Origin of the sequence: Dyella japonica, from assembly GCF_040545895.1 — a bacterium.
Lineage (GTDB): Bacteria > Pseudomonadota > Gammaproteobacteria > Xanthomonadales > Rhodanobacteraceae > Dyella > Dyella japonica_D.
Window position 1 is genome coordinate 294,234 of the sequence record NZ_JBEPMU010000004.1, and the last position, 14,958, is coordinate 309,191.

20 protein-coding genes are annotated in these 14,958 nt (G+C 62.7%); 11 read left to right on the plus strand and 9 right to left on the minus strand.

Annotated features, from left to right (window positions below):
- Window positions 1-569 precede the first annotated feature (569 nt).
- The gene (locus tag ABIC75_RS14585) at window positions 570-1,187 is read left to right on the plus strand and encodes a TlpA family protein disulfide reductase (protein ID WP_354014604.1); all 618 of its coding nucleotides are present in this window, start codon (window positions 570-572) and stop codon (window positions 1,185-1,187) included.
- A gap of 110 nt (window positions 1,188-1,297) precedes the next feature.
- Here ABIC75_RS14585 and ABIC75_RS14590 read toward each other — a convergent pair whose 3' ends face one another.
- Window positions 1,298-1,720 carry a cupin domain-containing protein gene (locus ABIC75_RS14590; protein WP_354014605.1) on the minus strand — a complete coding sequence of 141 codons (423 nt, stop codon included), beginning with the start codon at window positions 1,718-1,720 and terminating at the stop codon, window positions 1,298-1,300.
- Window positions 1,721-2,168: 448 nt separating this feature from the next.
- Between ABIC75_RS14590 and ABIC75_RS14595 the strand changes: the two genes are divergently transcribed.
- Window positions 2,169-2,945, plus strand: coding sequence for an SDR family oxidoreductase (locus ABIC75_RS14595; RefSeq protein ID WP_354014606.1), 777 nt, complete (start codon window positions 2,169-2,171; stop codon window positions 2,943-2,945).
- Window positions 2,946-3,032: 87 nt separating this feature from the next.
- On the opposite strand, the gene ABIC75_RS14600 is transcribed toward ABIC75_RS14595, so the two are convergent.
- From ABIC75_RS14600 to ABIC75_RS14620, 5 genes are all read right to left on the minus strand, one after another.
- Window positions 3,033-4,259 (minus strand): MFS transporter, encoded by a 1,227-nt coding sequence (locus ABIC75_RS14600; protein WP_354014607.1) that lies wholly within the window; start codon window positions 4,257-4,259, stop codon window positions 3,033-3,035.
- Between the two features lie 302 nt (window positions 4,260-4,561).
- The gene (locus tag ABIC75_RS14605; RefSeq protein WP_354014608.1) at window positions 4,562-5,332 is read right to left on the minus strand and encodes an SDR family oxidoreductase; all 771 of its coding nucleotides are present in this window, start codon (window positions 5,330-5,332) and stop codon (window positions 4,562-4,564) included.
- 34 nt (window positions 5,333-5,366) lie between these two features.
- Complete coding sequence (locus ABIC75_RS14610; protein ID WP_354014609.1) at window positions 5,367-6,221, minus strand: alpha/beta fold hydrolase; 855 nt, start codon at window positions 6,219-6,221, stop codon at window positions 5,367-5,369.
- A 36-nt stretch (window positions 6,222-6,257) separates the two neighbouring features.
- Window positions 6,258-6,872, minus strand: coding sequence for a TMEM175 family protein (locus tag ABIC75_RS14615; RefSeq protein ID WP_354014610.1), 615 nt, complete (start codon window positions 6,870-6,872; stop codon window positions 6,258-6,260).
- A gap of 41 nt (window positions 6,873-6,913) precedes the next feature.
- Window positions 6,914-7,603 carry an alpha/beta fold hydrolase gene (locus tag ABIC75_RS14620; RefSeq protein ID WP_354014611.1) on the minus strand — a complete coding sequence of 230 codons (690 nt, stop codon included), beginning with the start codon at window positions 7,601-7,603 and terminating at the stop codon, window positions 6,914-6,916.
- 156 nt (window positions 7,604-7,759) lie between these two features.
- On the opposite strand from ABIC75_RS14620, the gene ABIC75_RS14625 reads away from it, so the two are divergent.
- From ABIC75_RS14625 to ABIC75_RS14635, 3 genes are all read left to right on the plus strand, one after another.
- On the plus strand, window positions 7,760-8,392 hold the full coding sequence (locus tag ABIC75_RS14625; RefSeq protein ID WP_354014612.1) for a CGNR zinc finger domain-containing protein: 633 nt from the start codon (window positions 7,760-7,762) through the stop codon (window positions 8,390-8,392).
- Window positions 8,393-8,485: 93 nt separating this feature from the next.
- Window positions 8,486-8,908, plus strand: coding sequence for a VOC family protein (locus ABIC75_RS14630; protein WP_354014613.1), 423 nt, complete (start codon window positions 8,486-8,488; stop codon window positions 8,906-8,908).
- Entirely contained in the window at window positions 8,905-9,120 is a 216-nt protein-coding gene (locus ABIC75_RS14635) for a DUF3820 family protein (RefSeq protein ID WP_102303598.1), read from the plus strand. Before ABIC75_RS14630 ends, ABIC75_RS14635 begins: the two co-directional genes overlap by 4 nt.
- Window positions 9,121-9,128: 8 nt before the next feature.
- Here ABIC75_RS14635 and ABIC75_RS14640 read toward each other — a convergent pair whose 3' ends face one another.
- On the minus strand, window positions 9,129-9,443 hold the full coding sequence (locus ABIC75_RS14640; RefSeq protein ID WP_354014614.1) for an antibiotic biosynthesis monooxygenase family protein: 315 nt from the start codon (window positions 9,441-9,443) through the stop codon (window positions 9,129-9,131).
- A 111-nt stretch (window positions 9,444-9,554) separates the two neighbouring features.
- On the opposite strand from ABIC75_RS14640, the gene ABIC75_RS14645 reads away from it, so the two are divergent.
- The 3 genes from ABIC75_RS14645 (at window position 9,555) to ABIC75_RS14655 (ending at window position 11,485) form a co-directional block, all read left to right on the plus strand.
- Window positions 9,555-9,806: a hypothetical protein gene (locus ABIC75_RS14645; protein ID WP_354014615.1), complete on the plus strand. Its 252-nt coding sequence runs from the start codon at window positions 9,555-9,557 to the stop codon at window positions 9,804-9,806.
- A 377-nt stretch (window positions 9,807-10,183) separates the two neighbouring features.
- Entirely contained in the window at window positions 10,184-11,026 is an 843-nt protein-coding gene (locus ABIC75_RS14650; protein WP_354014616.1) for a class I SAM-dependent methyltransferase, read from the plus strand.
- A 123-nt stretch (window positions 11,027-11,149) separates the two neighbouring features.
- The gene (locus ABIC75_RS14655) at window positions 11,150-11,485 is read left to right on the plus strand and encodes a GFA family protein (protein ID WP_354014617.1); all 336 of its coding nucleotides are present in this window, start codon (window positions 11,150-11,152) and stop codon (window positions 11,483-11,485) included.
- Window positions 11,486-11,510: 25 nt separating this feature from the next.
- Here the strand turns inward: ABIC75_RS14655 and ABIC75_RS14660 are convergent, their stop codons facing one another.
- Window positions 11,511-12,056: an ester cyclase gene (locus ABIC75_RS14660; protein ID WP_354014618.1), complete on the minus strand. Its 546-nt coding sequence runs from the start codon at window positions 12,054-12,056 to the stop codon at window positions 11,511-11,513.
- Window positions 12,057-12,392: 336 nt separating this feature from the next.
- Here ABIC75_RS14660 and ABIC75_RS14665 point away from each other — a divergent pair, with 336 nt between their 5' ends.
- Window positions 12,393-12,857, plus strand: a complete 465-nt coding sequence (locus ABIC75_RS14665; protein ID WP_354014619.1) for an Hsp20 family protein — start codon at window positions 12,393-12,395, stop codon at window positions 12,855-12,857.
- Window positions 12,858-12,981: 124 nt separating this feature from the next.
- A complete protein-coding gene (locus ABIC75_RS14670) occupies window positions 12,982-13,524 on the plus strand; it encodes a lipocalin family protein (RefSeq protein ID WP_354014620.1) in 543 nt (180 codons plus the stop codon).
- A gap of 16 nt (window positions 13,525-13,540) precedes the next feature.
- Here ABIC75_RS14670 and ABIC75_RS14675 read toward each other — a convergent pair whose 3' ends face one another.
- Entirely contained in the window at window positions 13,541-13,993 is a 453-nt protein-coding gene (locus ABIC75_RS14675) for a MarR family winged helix-turn-helix transcriptional regulator (protein WP_354014621.1), read from the minus strand.
- A gap of 77 nt (window positions 13,994-14,070) precedes the next feature.
- Here ABIC75_RS14675 and ABIC75_RS14680 point away from each other — a divergent pair, with 77 nt between their 5' ends.
- On the plus strand, window positions 14,071-14,868 hold the full coding sequence (locus tag ABIC75_RS14680) for a siderophore-interacting protein (RefSeq protein WP_354014622.1): 798 nt from the start codon (window positions 14,071-14,073) through the stop codon (window positions 14,866-14,868).
- Window positions 14,869-14,958 lie beyond the last annotated feature (90 nt).

Consider the following 14,958-nt stretch of genomic DNA (forward strand, 5'->3'; position numbering starts at 1 on the left):
CCATCAGCGATTTTGCCGAGAAAATCAGGACCGATAATGTACTTGGCTCATGCTCGTGAAAGGCATGACGGTACGCTTTCGATCTGAATTGGATACTTAAGTAATTTCGCTCGGCCGTAATGCCCCGTAATTCCGTGGCTCGCCTCAAACACCACTTCTAATTGCGGCTTTAGTGTCGATTGAATCACGGTTTATGAGTTGGTGGCTTGTTCGCCATTATGTCGCGTGATAATCGTGCGAGACCTTCACGAGCAAGAGGGTTGTCCGATGGCGACTAACAAGCTCCGCAGCAAGGTTCTTCTGATTGTTCTTGGCACGCTCACGCTGTTCATGGTGGGAGGAACGGCCGTTGTCGCAGCAAGCACGTATCACCCCAGGCCTTTGTCCTGTTCGCATGGCTGCCTGAACGTGCAATCGTGTGATCGAGCAACATGTGGTCCGGTGGCGTGCCTCAACAACTGGTGCGTCCAGATGTAACCGTTGCCTGCCTTGGCACCGGAATAAGTCCATTGCAATGAGTGCCAGCCCCGCGGCTGTTCATAAGCCGCGGGGTTGCAGGTTATGGCCACATGGTTTTGCCGCACCATGAAGGTCAAACGGTGCTGGATTTTCCGATACGGATGCGAGGTGCAGAAATGAGTAGAGCCATCCTTTTCCTAGGCGTTCTTTGCACCGCTTTGCTTGGGTCGAATGCGTATTTGCTGTACATCAATCACGACCTGATTCAGCAGCACAAAATCGACCAGGCTATTCAGTTGCCTACATTGAATGCGCCGATTTCGCCTATCGCGGTTCACAGCGCGCAAGGCGCGAATCGTCCACTGGTATTCAGTCCTAACGCGGCGCACGACCGTCTTCTGCTGGTTCTGAGCCCCGATTGCCCGTACTGCAAGAAGAATTGGCCGATGTGGGATGCCTTGATCAAGGACCTGGGGCCAGCGGTCGATACGACCTACTTTGACGTGACGGGCAAGTTCGACAAGAACGTCTCTTCCGAACATCACATTCCCAGTGAGCAACTGGTCACCGCCTCACTCGATTCGGCGATCATGGCCCGCATTATCGGTACACCCACGACCATCCTGATTGCACGCGACGGCACGGTAAAACACGTGTGGCAGGGTGTTCTCGACACGGATGCACTTGGCCAGATTGTTGCCATGTCCAAGGCGGACGCGGTCGACTAGTCATTGGTCGGCTGTTCTTGTGGAGCTGGAAATAGGAAGGGCTTGCATGGCTGCAAGCCCTTCGTTCTTTGGTGTCGACTCCGCCCATGGCACGAATCCGTCAGTGCGACTCAGCTCTCCGGCGTCAGAATCGGCTTGTTCTGGTCCTTCAGCAGAAACACCACGAACTTGGCCGGCTGGGTAAGGCTGGCATTGCGGCCAACCGTGTGTTTGTCGTTGGGCCCTTCGTAGAAGGTCTGTCCCGGCCCCAGCGTCACTTCCTTGCCGCCGTTCAAGCTCATCACGATGGAGCCTTCGAGCACGTAGACGAACGTGTGGGCGAAGTGGCGATGAACGGGATCCACCGAACCCGGCGGATAGGTGACGAGGATCATCTTCCCTTCTTTGCCCGGATAGTCCGTGAGCGCTTTGGTCATCAGGTCGGTGACCTGCGCCTCGGGTGCGGAAGACGCCCCCATCGCGAAGGCGTACTGGGTGAGGACAGCGGGGCAGGCGAGCAGGCACAGCAGGCCCAGGGTCTTGAACATGCGCATGGAAGTTTCCTCTTGATTGGCCCGCACTACGGCGCGCAGCGCACGGAAGCCTAAGCTCGGCGCGCCATCATCAGTAGATTCGCCCGCGGCCTCACTGTGTTGCCCAGCAAGCACCAGTCTCTGGATGGTGTCACACGCGACGTCATTGAAACGTCTATCAGCAAGGGCCACCCGATGGCGGTATTGGGCGCGTCTCGTTTCGGATCGACGAGAAAGCGACGAGTGCGCGTGCCAACCGCGTATCGCTATCGGCCTATTGCCGGATCACTGCGGGAAGGACTCCAGTAGGGATCGGGTGAAAGGTCTTGGCCTGTCGACTGCCCTGGCACGCACGCTGGATCTGCCAGCTACGACGGCATGAATCAGCTGGCGGGTTACCGACGCGGGTAACCACGCCTGGCATCAACCCACATGGCGCCTTTGGCGCCAACGCAAAGCGGAGGATTCCATGAAAATCGTTGTCATCGGTGGTACGGGGCTCATCGGCACCAAGGTCGTCGAGCGCCTGCGCAAACACGGTCACGAAGTCGTTCCCGCAGCGCCATCCACAGGCATCAACGCCCTTACCGGTGAAGGCCTGAATGAAGCGATGGCGGGTACGGACATCGTGGTGGATCTGGCCAACTCGCCGTCGTTCGAAGAGAAGGCCGTGATGGACTTCTTCGTAACGTCGGGGCGCAATCTTGGCGCTGCGGAGAAGAAGGCGGGCGTGAAGCATCACGTGGCGCTGTCGGTGGTTGGCACGGGCCGACCGGTCTTTGCACAGAGCGCGTATATCCGCGCCAAGATGGCGCAGGAACAGCTGATACGCGATGGCGGCGTTCCGTACACCATCATCCACTCGACGCAGTTCTTCGAGTTCCTCAACGGTATTGCCGGTGACGGCAGTCAGGGGCAGGACATTCGCATCTCCACCGGGCTGATGCAGCCGATTGCATCGGACGACGTTGCCGACGCGGTTGCGGATGTCGCGCTCGCTGCGCCAGCCAACGGTATCGTGGAAATTGGCGGACCCGAAAAGGCGCCGATGGCGGAGTGGGTTCAGCGTTTCCTTGCTGCCATCGGAGACCCGCGCAAGGTCATCGCGGATCCGAAAGCGCCTTACTTCGGTGCCGTGCTCGAACCAGACACCTTGATACCGGGCAACGATGCGCGGTTAGGCAAGCAGGACTTCAAGACGTGGTTTGCACGTTCGGCGGCCGCCAAGCAGGGCGCGAAAGCCTGACGTGCTGCGACGAGCGCGGAAAGGTCGGTTGCCGCGCTCGTCAGGCTCGTTGATCCATGCATCGCATGGAGCTGATCACCGTTGCCGTCAGCAACACTCGGCGGCAGCGACGGTATCGCTGCGTCGTTCCATGGCCATCGACACAAGCCACAGCAACAAGCCACCCAGCGCGAGCCCGCTGCCCACCCAGCCCGGCGACGTCCAGCCGCAACCGTGCGCGATGGCCAGCCCGCCAAGGAACGGGCCGAGCGCGTTGGCCGTGTTGAAGGCCGAGTGATTCAGTGACGCGGCGAGGCCCTGGGCGTCGCCCGCGACATCCATCAGCCGCGTCTGCAACACGGTGCCCAGCGCGCCGCCGATGCCGATCAGGAATACGGTGCCGCTCAATGCCCACACGTTGCCCGCCATGAATGGGAAGATCGCCAGCATCAGCAGGCTCCACAACAGCAGGCCGCCCGCCGTGCGCATGAGCGCGCGATCAGCGAAGGCGGGAATGATCAGGTTGCCCAGCGTCAGGCCAATGCCGAACACGCCCATCACCCAAGGCACGCTGTCCAGCGACATGTGCGTCACGTGCAGAAGAATGTCCGCGAGATAGGTGTAGACGGCGAACATGCCGCCAAAGCCGATGGCGCCGATACCCAGTGTGAGCCACACCTGCGAGCGCTTGAGCGCGCCCAGTTCGCGTAGCGGGCTGGCCTTCGCGTCGGCTGGCGTGTTCGGCGCGAATACGAAGACAGCGCTCATCGTCGCAACGCCAAGCAGCGCGACCAGCGCAAAACTCCAGCGCCATCCCACGGCCTGGCCGAGCCAGCTCGCCAGGGGTACGCCTACCACCGTGGCGCAGGTCAGGCCGAGGAACATCTGACCGACCGCGCGCGTCCGCCGGTTGGCGGGCACCAGCGAACTGGCAACCAGCGCGGCGACGCCAAAGTACGCGCCGTGCGGCAGGCCGCTGAGAAAACGAAACAGCAGCATCCAGTGATAGCTCGGCGAGAGCCCGGTCAGTCCATTGAACACGGTGAACATGGCCATCAGCATCAGCAGCAGCCGACGGCGCGGCAACCGCGCACCCAGCACCGTGATCACCGGAGCACCCACCACCACACCCAGCGCGTAAGCACTGATGGCGTGGCCTGCGGTCGGCGCATCAATACCCAGTCCCTGGGCAAACAATGGAAGCATGCTCATCGACGCGAACTCGGTCGTGCCGATGGCGAAACCGCCGACGGCGAGCGCAAGGATGACCAGTCCCACGTGGGGAGCGCGAACAGGCGGCGTGCCCGGGTCGAGGGCAGGGGAGGAAGCGGACATGGGGACAACTCAGGCCGAGGGGCGACGCAGTGGTGCGCTGCAGCAAGAAAGGGTAACGGCTATTTGGCGACGTTGCCACCCCGATCGCGCGTTGGCGCGCTCGGCTTTTGGATGAGGGGCCGATATGGCGCAGTGCTGCGATCGCCGTGCATCTGCTTTCATGCAGAAGCCGAACATGCGGGAGCACCGTTCCGTCGCGCTATCGCAGGAAAGCACACCCGTTCCATGCAGGTCGTTCCGATGCGATCTGGCGACATGTCCGCCTCGTTCCGAAGCGGACATGATCCATCGCCAGCACGTCATCACACCGACTTGACCTCCCCGCCATCCATGCGCAGCGTGGAGCCGGTCATCCAGCGCGCGACCGGCGACACCAGGAACGCCATCAATTCAGCGATCTCTTCGGGCTGGCCGTAGCGAGCGATGCCGGCCTCCCGCGGAAAGCGTTCCATCGCTTCGGCCACGCTCATGTCGTGCAACGGTGCCCAGTGTTCCAGATACGAACGGCGACGGCCGGTCATCACGGGACCAGGCAGCACGCTATTCACTTGAACGCCGTCGGTAATGCCGCGATCGGAAAACGCCTTGGCCAATGCGGCGATGGCGGCATTGATGGTGCCCACGGCGGCATACGGCGCCTTGGGAAAAATGGCCGAGTTGCCGGAAGTGAACACCACCGATCCATTGGCCTGCCGCAGTGCTTCCCATGCTTCGATGGTGAGTCGCCGCGCACCGTGAAGCTTGAGCGCCATGCCGTCATCCCATTGCTCGTCGGTCATCTCGAACAGGTCGATCTGCGGCACCGCGCCGGCGATGTTGAGCAGGGCATCGATGCGGCCGAAAGTGGACAAGGTTTTCTCCACGACCATTTTCGCGGCCGCCTTTTCGGCAAGGTCGATATCGATGATCAACGCCTTCGCGCCCGCTGCTTCGACGGTAGCCGCGGTTTCCTGCAGGTGATCGCGACTTCTCGCCACCAGCACGACGGCCTGGAAATCCTTAGCCAGGCGAATGGCCGTGGATTGTCCGATGCCCTGGCTGGCACCGGTGACGATGGCTGTTCTGAGAGACATGAGGTGCTCCGGTCGTCAGTGCGCGGGTGATGAATCAGCGGGCGAAGAAAGCACGGATGGCATCGGCGATCTCGGATGCATGCGTTTCCAGCGCGAAGTGACCGGTGTCGAAAAAGCTCACCTGCGCCTTGGGGATGTCGCGCTTGAACGCTTCAGCCCCGGGCGGAAGGAAGAACGGATCATTCTTTCCCCACACAGCGAGGAAGCGCGGCTGATGCTCGCGGAAGTACGCCTGGAACGTGGGATAGAGCGCGACGTTGCTCTGGTAGTCGAGGAACAGATCCAGCTGCACGTCGTCCGCGCCTTCGCGGGCCAGATAGTGGTTGTCCAGCGCGATGCCATCCGGTGACACCAGCGATTCATCGCTCACGCCGTGCGTGTACTGCCAGCGCGTGGCCTCCGGCGCCAGGAACCCACGCAGTGCGTCGCGGTTGGCGACCGACGGTTTTTCCCAGTACGCACGGATGGGGTTCCAGCCTTCGCTCAGGCCTTCAACGTAGGCATTGCCGTTCTGCGAGATGATTCCCGTGATGCGCTCCGGGTGCTTCACCGCAAGACGGAAGCCGGTCGGCGCACCATAGTCGAACACATAGACGGTGTAGCGATCGAAGCCGATTACCTCGGTGAAGCGATTGATGACATCGGCGATGTGATCGAACGTGTACTTGAACTGCTCGCGCGACGGCATTGCCGACTGGCCGAAGCCGGGCAGGTCCGGCGCCACGATGTGGAAGTCGTCGCTGAGCAGCGGAATCAAGTCGCGAAACATGTGCCCGGCGCTCGGGAAGCCATGCAGCAGCAACAGCTTCGGCTTCCCGGGTGTGCCTGCTTCGCGGTAGAAGATGTTGAAGCCGTCGACGTCGGCGGTGCGGTAGCGAATCTGGGACATGGGAGTTCTCCTTCGGGATGAGGGGGAGCGGATGGTTCAGCGGTGCAGTGCGCGACCCGGGCGACGCAGTCGCCAGCGGGCGGGTGCGTCGGGCCGCAGATAGAGGAACAGCGCGGCGCAGATCATTCCGAAGCCGACCAACGGCGCGATGAGCGCGGTGAGCGACGCGGCGGCAAAAATGATCAGCGTGGACAGCGAGCGGCGCCTCATCATGCGACGCATGTGCTGGCACATCTGCGTAGAGCCGGCTTGTTCCAGCATTTCCGATTCGAAAACGCGATAGGCCGCATTCACCGCCACGAACACCGCGGCATATGCCGCCACGGGCGCTGCTGCGAGGTTCGTGCGCGCCACCCATGCGGTGGTGAACGGCACCAGCGATACGGCGAACAAGTGGGCGAAGTTCACCCAGATCAGGCGCGGTGTCGCCCGCCGCGCGTACTGCATGAGATGGCGGTGATTGATCCACACGATGGCAATGAATAGATAGCTCACCGCGTAACTCATCGCCGTTGGCCACAGCGGCCAAAGCGCGGAAAAAGAACTCTCCTGCGGCGCCTTCAGATCCAGCACCATGATGGTGATGACCACGGCGATCACGCCATCGGAGAAAGCAGCGATACGGCCATCTAGCGGTTTTTCGGGGCGCATGACACGTCACCAGGCGATGAGATGGATAGTCGCGGCGAGAATCAGGCGATCGCTCGCACGCTATCAACGATCACGTCCACAACCAGCGATGGCGCCGTGATAAGCGGCAGGTGGTCGACGGGGAAGGCGCGGGTGCGTGCATGCATGCGCTCGGCCATGAAGCGCTGTGTCTGCTCGGGAATCATGTGGTCGTGTTGCGCGACGAGATACCAGGCCGGCACCTTCTTCCAGAGTGGCGTGCCCACTGGCACCGTGATGCAGGCTGGTGAAATTGGTCGCTGAGAAGCCGCCAGCGCCTTCTGTTCTTCGCCTGTGGCATTGGGCGCGAAGGCCGTTTCAAAAGCTTTCGCGGGCAACCAGATGCGGCCGTCATCGCTCGGTGCAAGCGCCGGCGCCTTGTCGTCGTGGCCGTAGCGATTGAACACCTCGGCCACGGTTTCGCCTTCGTCAGGTGCCAGGCCGGCCACGTACACGAGCGCCTTCACTTTGTCGCTCCTGGTGGCTGCGATCACGGCGCCTGCATAGGCGTGTCCCACCAGCACCGCTGGCCCCTGGATGGCTGCGAGCGTTTCGTCCAGCGCTGCCACATCGTCTGCCAGCGAGGACATCGGCAGGCTAAAAGTAACCGTATTAATGCCAATAGAGTGGAGTGAATTGGCCACCTTGTTCCAGCTCGACTCGTCCGCCCAGGCACCATGGGCCAGTACCACCGTTGCAGCTTGCGTGTTCATAAGCCTTGACTCCTAGGGGTTTGTGTCGCGAAGCCTGGCGAGATGGCCGTCTTGAAACTTTCGTAACCGCCTCAATGTTGTTTTGGAGGTTACGAATGGCCGTGTAACTTGTCAAGCGTTTTTTAGCCGGTTACTTTTGTCCGCAAGGAGAACCCCATGACTCAGTCCATGCCAGCCCTTTTCCTGGCCGATTCCCTCGGCCTGGATTTCCTTAACTCCGTGGCCACGCCGGTGGACGCGCCGATCGACTGGCTGGAAGACGGCGAGGGCCTGCTCGGCTGGCTTCGGCAGGCGCATCTGGTGCCGGAAGAAGTGCTGCGCTCGGCGCGCGAGCGCGCCATCCCGGGTGAAATGGATCGTCTTGCCGGACAGGCCAGGGCCTTGCGCGAGTGGTTCCGCACGTTCGTTCGCGAGCACAAGGGACGCCCGTTGCAGCCGTCCGACTTGATGGCGCTCGATCCGCTGAATGCATTGCTCAAGCGCGACGAACGCTATGAGGAAGTAGTGGCCGAGCCATCGGGCGAATCGACCGTGTTTACGCTGGCGCAGAAACGTCGCTGGAACTCATCCGATGCCTTGTTGCTGCCGATTGCCGAAGCCATGGCGCGCCTGGTCTGCGACGAAGACTTCTCCCATGTAAAGGCCTGCGAAGGACCGACGTGCACGTTGCTCTTTGCGGACCACACGCGCGGCCACGCGCGCCGCTGGTGCAGCATGGCGTTGTGCGGCAATCGCGCGAAGCAGGCCGCGCACCGTCTGCGCCAGAAGACTTCGGCAGGCCAGGCGTAATCGACGAGATGCAATGTCGTCCAACGACGCTGTCGGTTTGCGAAGCCGCGACGTAGTGGTAATAAAGCGATGCCCTTGCCGCCGAGTCGCACCATGCACGCACTGCCACCGTTCCATCTCGCCTTTCCCGTCACCTCGCTCGCGAACGCGCGTGCCTTCTATGGCGAGCTTCTAGGTTGCCCCGAGGGTCGTTCAAGCGAGGGCTGGGTGGACTTCGATTTCTATGGACACCAGATCGTGGCGCACCTCGCGCCCGAAGAGACACGCACCGTGAGCGCGCACGACGTGGATGGCGACGACGTGCCGGTACGTCATTTCGGCGTGGTGCTGTCCATGGACGAATGGCAATCGCTGGCCGAACGACTGGAGACGAAGGGCACGCGCTTCGTCGTCGCACCGCACATCCGTTTCAAGGGACAGCCCGGCGAACAGGCCACCATGTTCCTGCTCGATCCCTGCGGCAATGCGCTGGAGTTCAAGGCCTTCGCCGATCGCTCGCGGCTGTTTGCCAAATGAAGCCCGAAGACCTGCAGCGCCTGGTCACCATGCCCATGCCCTATGGCAAGTACCAGGGCCGTCTCATCGCCGACCTGCCCGGTGCGTATCTGGCGTGGTACGCGCGCAAGGGCTTCCCGCCCGGTGACCTCGGCAACCTTCTCGCATTGGCGCTGGAACTCGATCACAACGGACTCAAGCCGCTGCTCGATCCGCTGAGAAAGCGTCGATAGCTGCGCCACTAGCCAGCGCTGGGAAGGTCATCAAACGCGCCTACGCGCAGTTCTGAGGAAGCCAGACCTTCCAGTTGCCGGTCAAGGGCCTGGTACTCCAGTGCGAACTGGCTCTTGAAGTTCTCGAACGCAGTATTCGATTCCCAACGATCGATAGTCAGATAGCGCTCCGCCGATTCCTGGCTGCGCAGCAGTTTTACTTCGAGAAAACCCGGAGCCTGTCGGAAGAGCAGCGCCCAAGGACCATCCGGGCCGTATGCTGCTTCAAACGCCACCCGTTGCGCCTCCGGCACTAGGAATTCCCAAACAATGGCGTGGCTCATGTCGTAATCCTCGGTATTTGGCTCTTAGTTAGGGCAAGATTGCTCGTGGTTGGATAAGGTCTGCTTTCGCCCCGGCGCGGACATCGCGCGGGGTAGCAAAAGGAAGTGGCCTTGGTTCTATTTGCACTCGCGAAATACGGATTATCCGAGGTGCTCGATCTCGCGCGGGGGAGTGGATCGGCGGTTTGGGTGAATCACGGTTTGTTGGATATTGTGAAGCTAGGCGAGTTACGTGCAGAAGGCCTTGACCTGACGAACTTCGTCCACTGGGTTGATCCGGCTGCCGCCGCTGCAGTCCGGGCCGCTGTAGAAGCCATTCGGGAGCACCACCCCAATCAAGTGCTGTACGTTGAACGGACTTAGACCCTGGGTCCGTTTTCGAGGAGCACGATGGTGAGCCATGGGAGATGGCGTTCTTCCATGCCGTAGCGGCCAACGTCGCTTCCGCGGAGGGCGATGAAGCGGCGCACGCCAAACACTATGCAGAGGCACAGGCCGCCGCCTCGCGCATGACCGACTCGGAGATGCGCGCGATGTTTGCAGCCACGTGGCGCGTCATACCCGTTCCCAGGCACTGAGCCAGGCGGTGGCGGCCATCATGCGGCGTGCGTCCTGCGATCGCGTTCGAGCCGTCGCGCTTCGCTGGCATCCCGCGCGAACGCGGCGGTGACGGCGCGTCGCATGTGACCACGCCGCGCATTGCTCCTACACTGCACATCCCCTCCAGGAGAATCACGCTCGTGCCGCACTATTCCGGACCCTTGCTCACGCGCCCCGTTGCCGAGGCGCTGCTTGCCGCGCATGCTGCCGGCAAAGTCGAGTGGATGGGTTCGATGGATCTGGACCGCTCGAACGACAGCGCGCAGCTGCACGCGGACGATTGGGAATGGAAAGGCCAGCGCTATCCCTATCCGGCCAAGCTGAAGGACCGCACGATCTACTACTGGGACGGGGACGATTTCTCCTCGGCATCGTGTTTCTCAGGCTCGCTGATCAAGCTGGTGCCCACCGAATGGGGCGCGCCCACGTTTGAGATCGACGGCATCAAGATGCTGCCCACGTCCAAGGAATCGCCGGTGGATGATGCGCGCCGCAAGGTGGCGCTGGTCGAGCCGCGCGGCAAGGTGGTGCTCGATACCTGTGGTGGCCTCGGGTATTTCGCGGCGTGTTGCCTGGACGCCGGTGTGGCGCGCATCCAGTCGTTCGAGAAGAATCCGGACGTGCTCTGGCTGCGCACCATCAATCCCTGGTCACCCGATCCGGAGGCACCGTCGAGCGGCGGTCGGTTTTCACTCACGCACGCTGACGTATCGCAGGCGATCACGCAGCTCGCCGATGCATCGGTGGATGCCTTGCTGCACGATCCACCGCGCTTCGGCATCGCGGGCGAACTGTATTCGCAGGCGTTCTACGACCAGCTGGCGCGCGTACTGCGTCGCGGCGGTCGCATGTTTCATTACACCGGCAGCCCCAACAAGCTCACCAGCGATCGCGACGTGCCGAACGAAGTGGCGAAGCGGTTGGAGAAGGCCGGCTTCAAGGCGCAGCTGGCGCTGGACGGCGTGCTGGCGATTCGGCGCTGAGCGCTTTCGCTGCAGATGGACGGCCAAACGATCGGCGAGCCCGCGGAGGTTTTCATGTCCAGCAAGACGGCATCGTGTTATTGCGGCCAACTTCGCATTGACGTGCAGGGCGAACCGTGAGGCGTGGGCGTTTGTCATTGCCTGGCCTGCCAGCAGCGCACGGGCGGCGTGTTCGCCGCCATCGCGGCCTATGACGCGCCGTACACGGTCACCGGCAACGCGACGGAGTTCGTGCGCACGGGCGACCATGGATCGCAATTCCGCTTCCGCTTCTGCCCCATCTGCGGCAGCAACGTGTTCCATACGGAAGAGGGCGTGGAAGGCCGGGTCTCGGTGGCCGTGGGCGCCTTTGCCGATCCGTCGTTTCCGCCGCCGCAGGATTCCGTCTACGACAGTCGGCGACATGCCTGGGTGCAGCTGCCGGAAAACATCACGCGCTACGACACCGATCCGCCGTAGCGCATGTCGCACGAACTGCGGGCGCTCACTCCTTGATGGCGCCCAGCTGCTTGAGCAGCGTCAGGTTGTCTTCCAGATGCCAGTTCTCGACGATCTTGCCGTCGGCGACGCGATAGATGTCCGTGGCGATGAAATCGATCGCCTGTCCCTTGCCCTGCATGCCGTTGAAGCTGCCGGTGAAATGGCCAGCGAAATGCAGATGCGCCACCACGCGGTCGCCCACCACCAGCATCTGCTCGACCTCGCAGGTGAGGTCGGGCACCGCCTGGCGGAAGGCCTTGGACGCCTGCAGCGGACCCTCGGGGCCCTGCGCGCGGCCCGGGGGTGGGGTGCGATCCACGAAATGGGGTGATAGCGCAGCCTTGGCCAAGGCCTCGTCGCCGGTGTTCCAGAAGGTGTCGTAACGGCGGGCTGCCAGTTCGTTGGCGCTGGCGGTGGCCTTGGCCAGGCTGCCGTCCACGATCAACTGCTTGGGTGTGACCAGCGCGGGCTCCGTGCTGGCGGCCTGGGCCAGGGGAGCGGCGGAAAGCGCGGCGGCCAGCAGGGGCGCGATTAATGGATGGCGGGACATGACGGTTCTCCAGAAAGGTGGCTCACGGTAACGCCGCGTCGGTGAGGAAAAAATCAGGGTGGCGGGCAAAGGATCTTTTCCGGAAACGAAAGGACGGCCCCGGGCCCCGGTCTGCGTGGGCGACCTTTCCAGGCATGACGTTGGTGTGGCGCCATTGGGTTGGTCCCGGTCATTTCAAGTGGCCATGCGTAGTATTTGGACGGCTAAACGAACGCTGAAATCCATGCCTTGAATCGACACCGGCCAGCCGCATCTCCCTGTCACCGGTCGCTTCGGGGCCGGTGCGCCGCTGCATGTTGCGCGGCGTGTACCTATTGCTCATTGGAGAATAAGGTTATGCGTACTGTTCTGGATTTTTCCCCGCTGCATCGTTCCAGCATCGGCTTTGATCGCGTGCTCGATCTGCTCGAGGCTGCGGCACGCACGCAGACGAACGACAACTGGCCGCCGTTCGACTCGGTGAAGCTGAGCGAAGACAAGTATCGGATTACGATGGCCGTGGCCGGCTTCAGCCGCGAGGACATCAACCTCACCGTGCAGGCCAACGTGCTGACCGTGAGCGGCGAGCGCAAGGGCGAGCAGGAAGGCGAAGTGTTGCATCGTGGCATCGCCAATCGCCCGTTCAACCGCCGTTTCGAGCTTGCCGAACACGTGCAGGTCACGGGTGCGCGCATGGAAAACGGTCTGCTGGTGATCGATCTCAAGCGCGAGATTCCCGAGGCTTACAAGCTGCGCCGCATCGAGATCGGCGAGACGTTGGCCGCGCCGTCGGTGGCGCATATCCAGAACCAGGCCGCGTAATCGCCACGGGTCGTTGCACGACCGCATCGAGAGGGTGACGAAACCGTCACCCTCTTTTTGCATGGCCGTGATGCTCGCTGGCCACACTGGGGTGCAGCAATCACGGGACGTGCAGGAGTGGCGCATGCGGCCTTGCCGATGGATGTGGACGGTGTGGTTGGCACTGGCGTTGCCGATGGCGTACGCGCAGCAACTCACCAATGAGCCGGTGAAACAGCTCGACCTCAAGCGCTACCTCGGCGAGTGGCACGAAATTGCGCATCTGCCGATGTTTTTCCAGCGCCAATGCGTGGACAACATCACTGCCACCTACAGCACCTTGCCCGATGGGCAGGTGCGCGTGCACAACGCCTGCCGCACGCGCGACGGCAAGATGGACGATGCCGACGGCGTGGCCCGCACCACGAACAAGGCCCCGGGTGCGCTCGAAGTGCGCTTTGCGCCGTCATGGCTGGCCTGGTTGCCGTGGGTATGGGCGGATTACTGGGTGCTCGACGTCGACCCCGATTATCGTTGGGCCGTGGTGGGCAGCCCCAGCCGCGATTACCTGTGGGTGCTCTCGCGCGATACGCACATGCAGCGCGCGCAGTTCGAGGCCTTGCGCCATCGTGCGGCGGAGCGCGGCTATCCCATCGAGAAACTGGTGATGTCAGCGCCGCTCGATTGAGGGCGACGGGGATGCTTCAGTCGCCCGCGCCTTCGCGCACGCGGTCCATCAGTTCGCGAAGCTTCTTCTGCGCATCCGCATCAAGCACGCCGAACAGTTGCTCCACCGCGCGCCGCTTGGGGCCCTGCACTTCATCGAGCTTGGCCTGGCCTGCTGACGTAATCACCACCAGTTGCGCGCGGCGGTCGGTGGGATGCGGCGAGCGCTCGATCCAGCCGCTTTCCTCCATCGCATCCAGCGCCGTCGTGACCGTGCGCGGCGCGTAGCCCATCTGGGTGGCGATATCGCTGGGCCGGCACGGGGCAAGCCGGGCCACCAGCGCTAGCAATTTCGCCTGCGAGAGCGACAGGCCGGCCGCAGTCATGGCGGCATCCACGCGCTTGCGGACCAGGTGATGCAGGGCCAAAAAAGCATCAGCCAGCTCGACGGTGGTGGACTTGCCCGGGGTTGACTTGCGCGGTGTGGTCATGGAAAAGTATTGAGCAAGCTCACTATGAGTTTTATCCATTATAGCGCCGCGGCCCGGTCGCGGCCAGCGAGGTTTCCATGTCCGCATCCATCGAAGTCCGGCGCGTCCGGCATCCCCTGAAAATGCGCGAGCTGAGCGTGAAGCGGCTGGTGCTGGCCTCCCCACGCCTGCTGCGTGTCACCTTCACCGGTGACCTGGGCGATTTCATCTCCGCCTCGTTCGACGACCACGTGAAGCTGTTTTTCCCGGCCGAGGGCGACGCCCGGTCCGTGTTGCCCACGGTGACGGAGCAGGGCATCGCGTTCGATCCATCGTGCCCGCGGCCCGCCAGCCGCGATTACACGCCGCGCCGCCATGACCGCGCCGCCAACGAACTGGATATCGAATTCGTGCTACATGGCGAAGGCCCGGCAGTGTCGTGGGCGCGCGCCACTAAAGTGGGCGACGTACTGGGGCTCGGAGGGCCGCGCGGTTCAACGCTCCTGCCCGAGGGCCTGGACTGGTACCTGCTGGTCGGCGACGAAACTGCCTTGCCCGCCATCGCGCGCCGCTTGGAAGAAGCCTCCGCTGACGAATGCATCATCGCGATGATCGAGATCGACAGCGCCGATGCGCGCATCGACATCCGCACGGTGGCGAACGCCAGCATCGCCTGGCTGTGCCGCGAGGCGGGCGACGCCGGACTGGCGGACGCCGTGGGCGAGCTGATCCTGCCCGAGGGCGAGGGCTTTGCCTGGGCGGCCGGCGAATACGCCGGCATTCGCCAAGTGCGGCAGCGGCTGATCGACGTCCACGGCCTGGACCGGCAGCGCATACGCGCCGCCAGCTACTGGAAGCAGGGCGAAGTGGCCAGCCACGAAACGCTGACCGATTGATCGGGCGCAAGGCGCACGGTTTGTCGTCTACGTAATTTTGCTATTCCACTTTGCGGGTCGCGGGGGTCAAATGTTCCTTCGTGCGATTCC

Bases quoted from the DNA above. Each gene is read 5' to 3' on its own strand.
- ABIC75_RS14670 (WP_354014620.1), top strand. From the start codon at position 12,982: ATGCGGCCTTGCCGATGGATGTGGACGGTGTGGTTGGCACTGGCGTTG.
- ABIC75_RS14605 (WP_354014608.1), bottom strand. From the start codon at position 5,332: ATGTCTCTCAGAACAGCCATCGTCACCGGTGCCAGCCAGGGCATCGGA.
- ABIC75_RS14675 (WP_354014621.1), bottom strand. From the start codon at position 13,993: ATGACCACACCGCGCAAGTCAACCCCGGGCAAGTCCACCACCGTCGAG.
- ABIC75_RS14620 (WP_354014611.1), bottom strand. From the start codon at position 7,603: ATGAACACGCAAGCTGCAACGGTGGTACTGGCCCATGGTGCCTGGGCG.
- ABIC75_RS14630 (WP_354014613.1), top strand. From the start codon at position 8,486: ATGCACGCACTGCCACCGTTCCATCTCGCCTTTCCCGTCACCTCGCTC.
- ABIC75_RS14590 (WP_354014605.1), bottom strand. From the start codon at position 1,720: ATGCGCATGTTCAAGACCCTGGGCCTGCTGTGCCTGCTCGCCTGCCCC.
- ABIC75_RS14600 (WP_354014607.1), bottom strand. From the start codon at position 4,259: ATGTCCGCTTCCTCCCCTGCCCTCGACCCGGGCACGCCGCCTGTTCGC.
- ABIC75_RS14635 (WP_102303598.1), top strand. From the start codon at position 8,905: ATGAAGCCCGAAGACCTGCAGCGCCTGGTCACCATGCCCATGCCCTAT.
- ABIC75_RS14625 (WP_354014612.1), top strand. From the start codon at position 7,760: ATGACTCAGTCCATGCCAGCCCTTTTCCTGGCCGATTCCCTCGGCCTG.
- ABIC75_RS14610 (WP_354014609.1), bottom strand. From the start codon at position 6,221: ATGTCCCAGATTCGCTACCGCACCGCCGACGTCGACGGCTTCAACATC.
- ABIC75_RS14595 (WP_354014606.1), top strand. From the start codon at position 2,169: ATGAAAATCGTTGTCATCGGTGGTACGGGGCTCATCGGCACCAAGGTC.
- ABIC75_RS14665 (WP_354014619.1), top strand. From the start codon at position 12,393: ATGCGTACTGTTCTGGATTTTTCCCCGCTGCATCGTTCCAGCATCGGC.
- ABIC75_RS14615 (WP_354014610.1), bottom strand. From the start codon at position 6,872: ATGCGCCCCGAAAAACCGCTAGATGGCCGTATCGCTGCTTTCTCCGAT.
- ABIC75_RS14680 (WP_354014622.1), top strand. From the start codon at position 14,071: ATGTCCGCATCCATCGAAGTCCGGCGCGTCCGGCATCCCCTGAAAATG.
- ABIC75_RS14585 (WP_354014604.1), top strand. From the start codon at position 570: ATGGTTTTGCCGCACCATGAAGGTCAAACGGTGCTGGATTTTCCGATA.
- ABIC75_RS14640 (WP_354014614.1), bottom strand. From the start codon at position 9,443: ATGAGCCACGCCATTGTTTGGGAATTCCTAGTGCCGGAGGCGCAACGG.
- ABIC75_RS14660 (WP_354014618.1), bottom strand. From the start codon at position 12,056: ATGTCCCGCCATCCATTAATCGCGCCCCTGCTGGCCGCCGCGCTTTCC.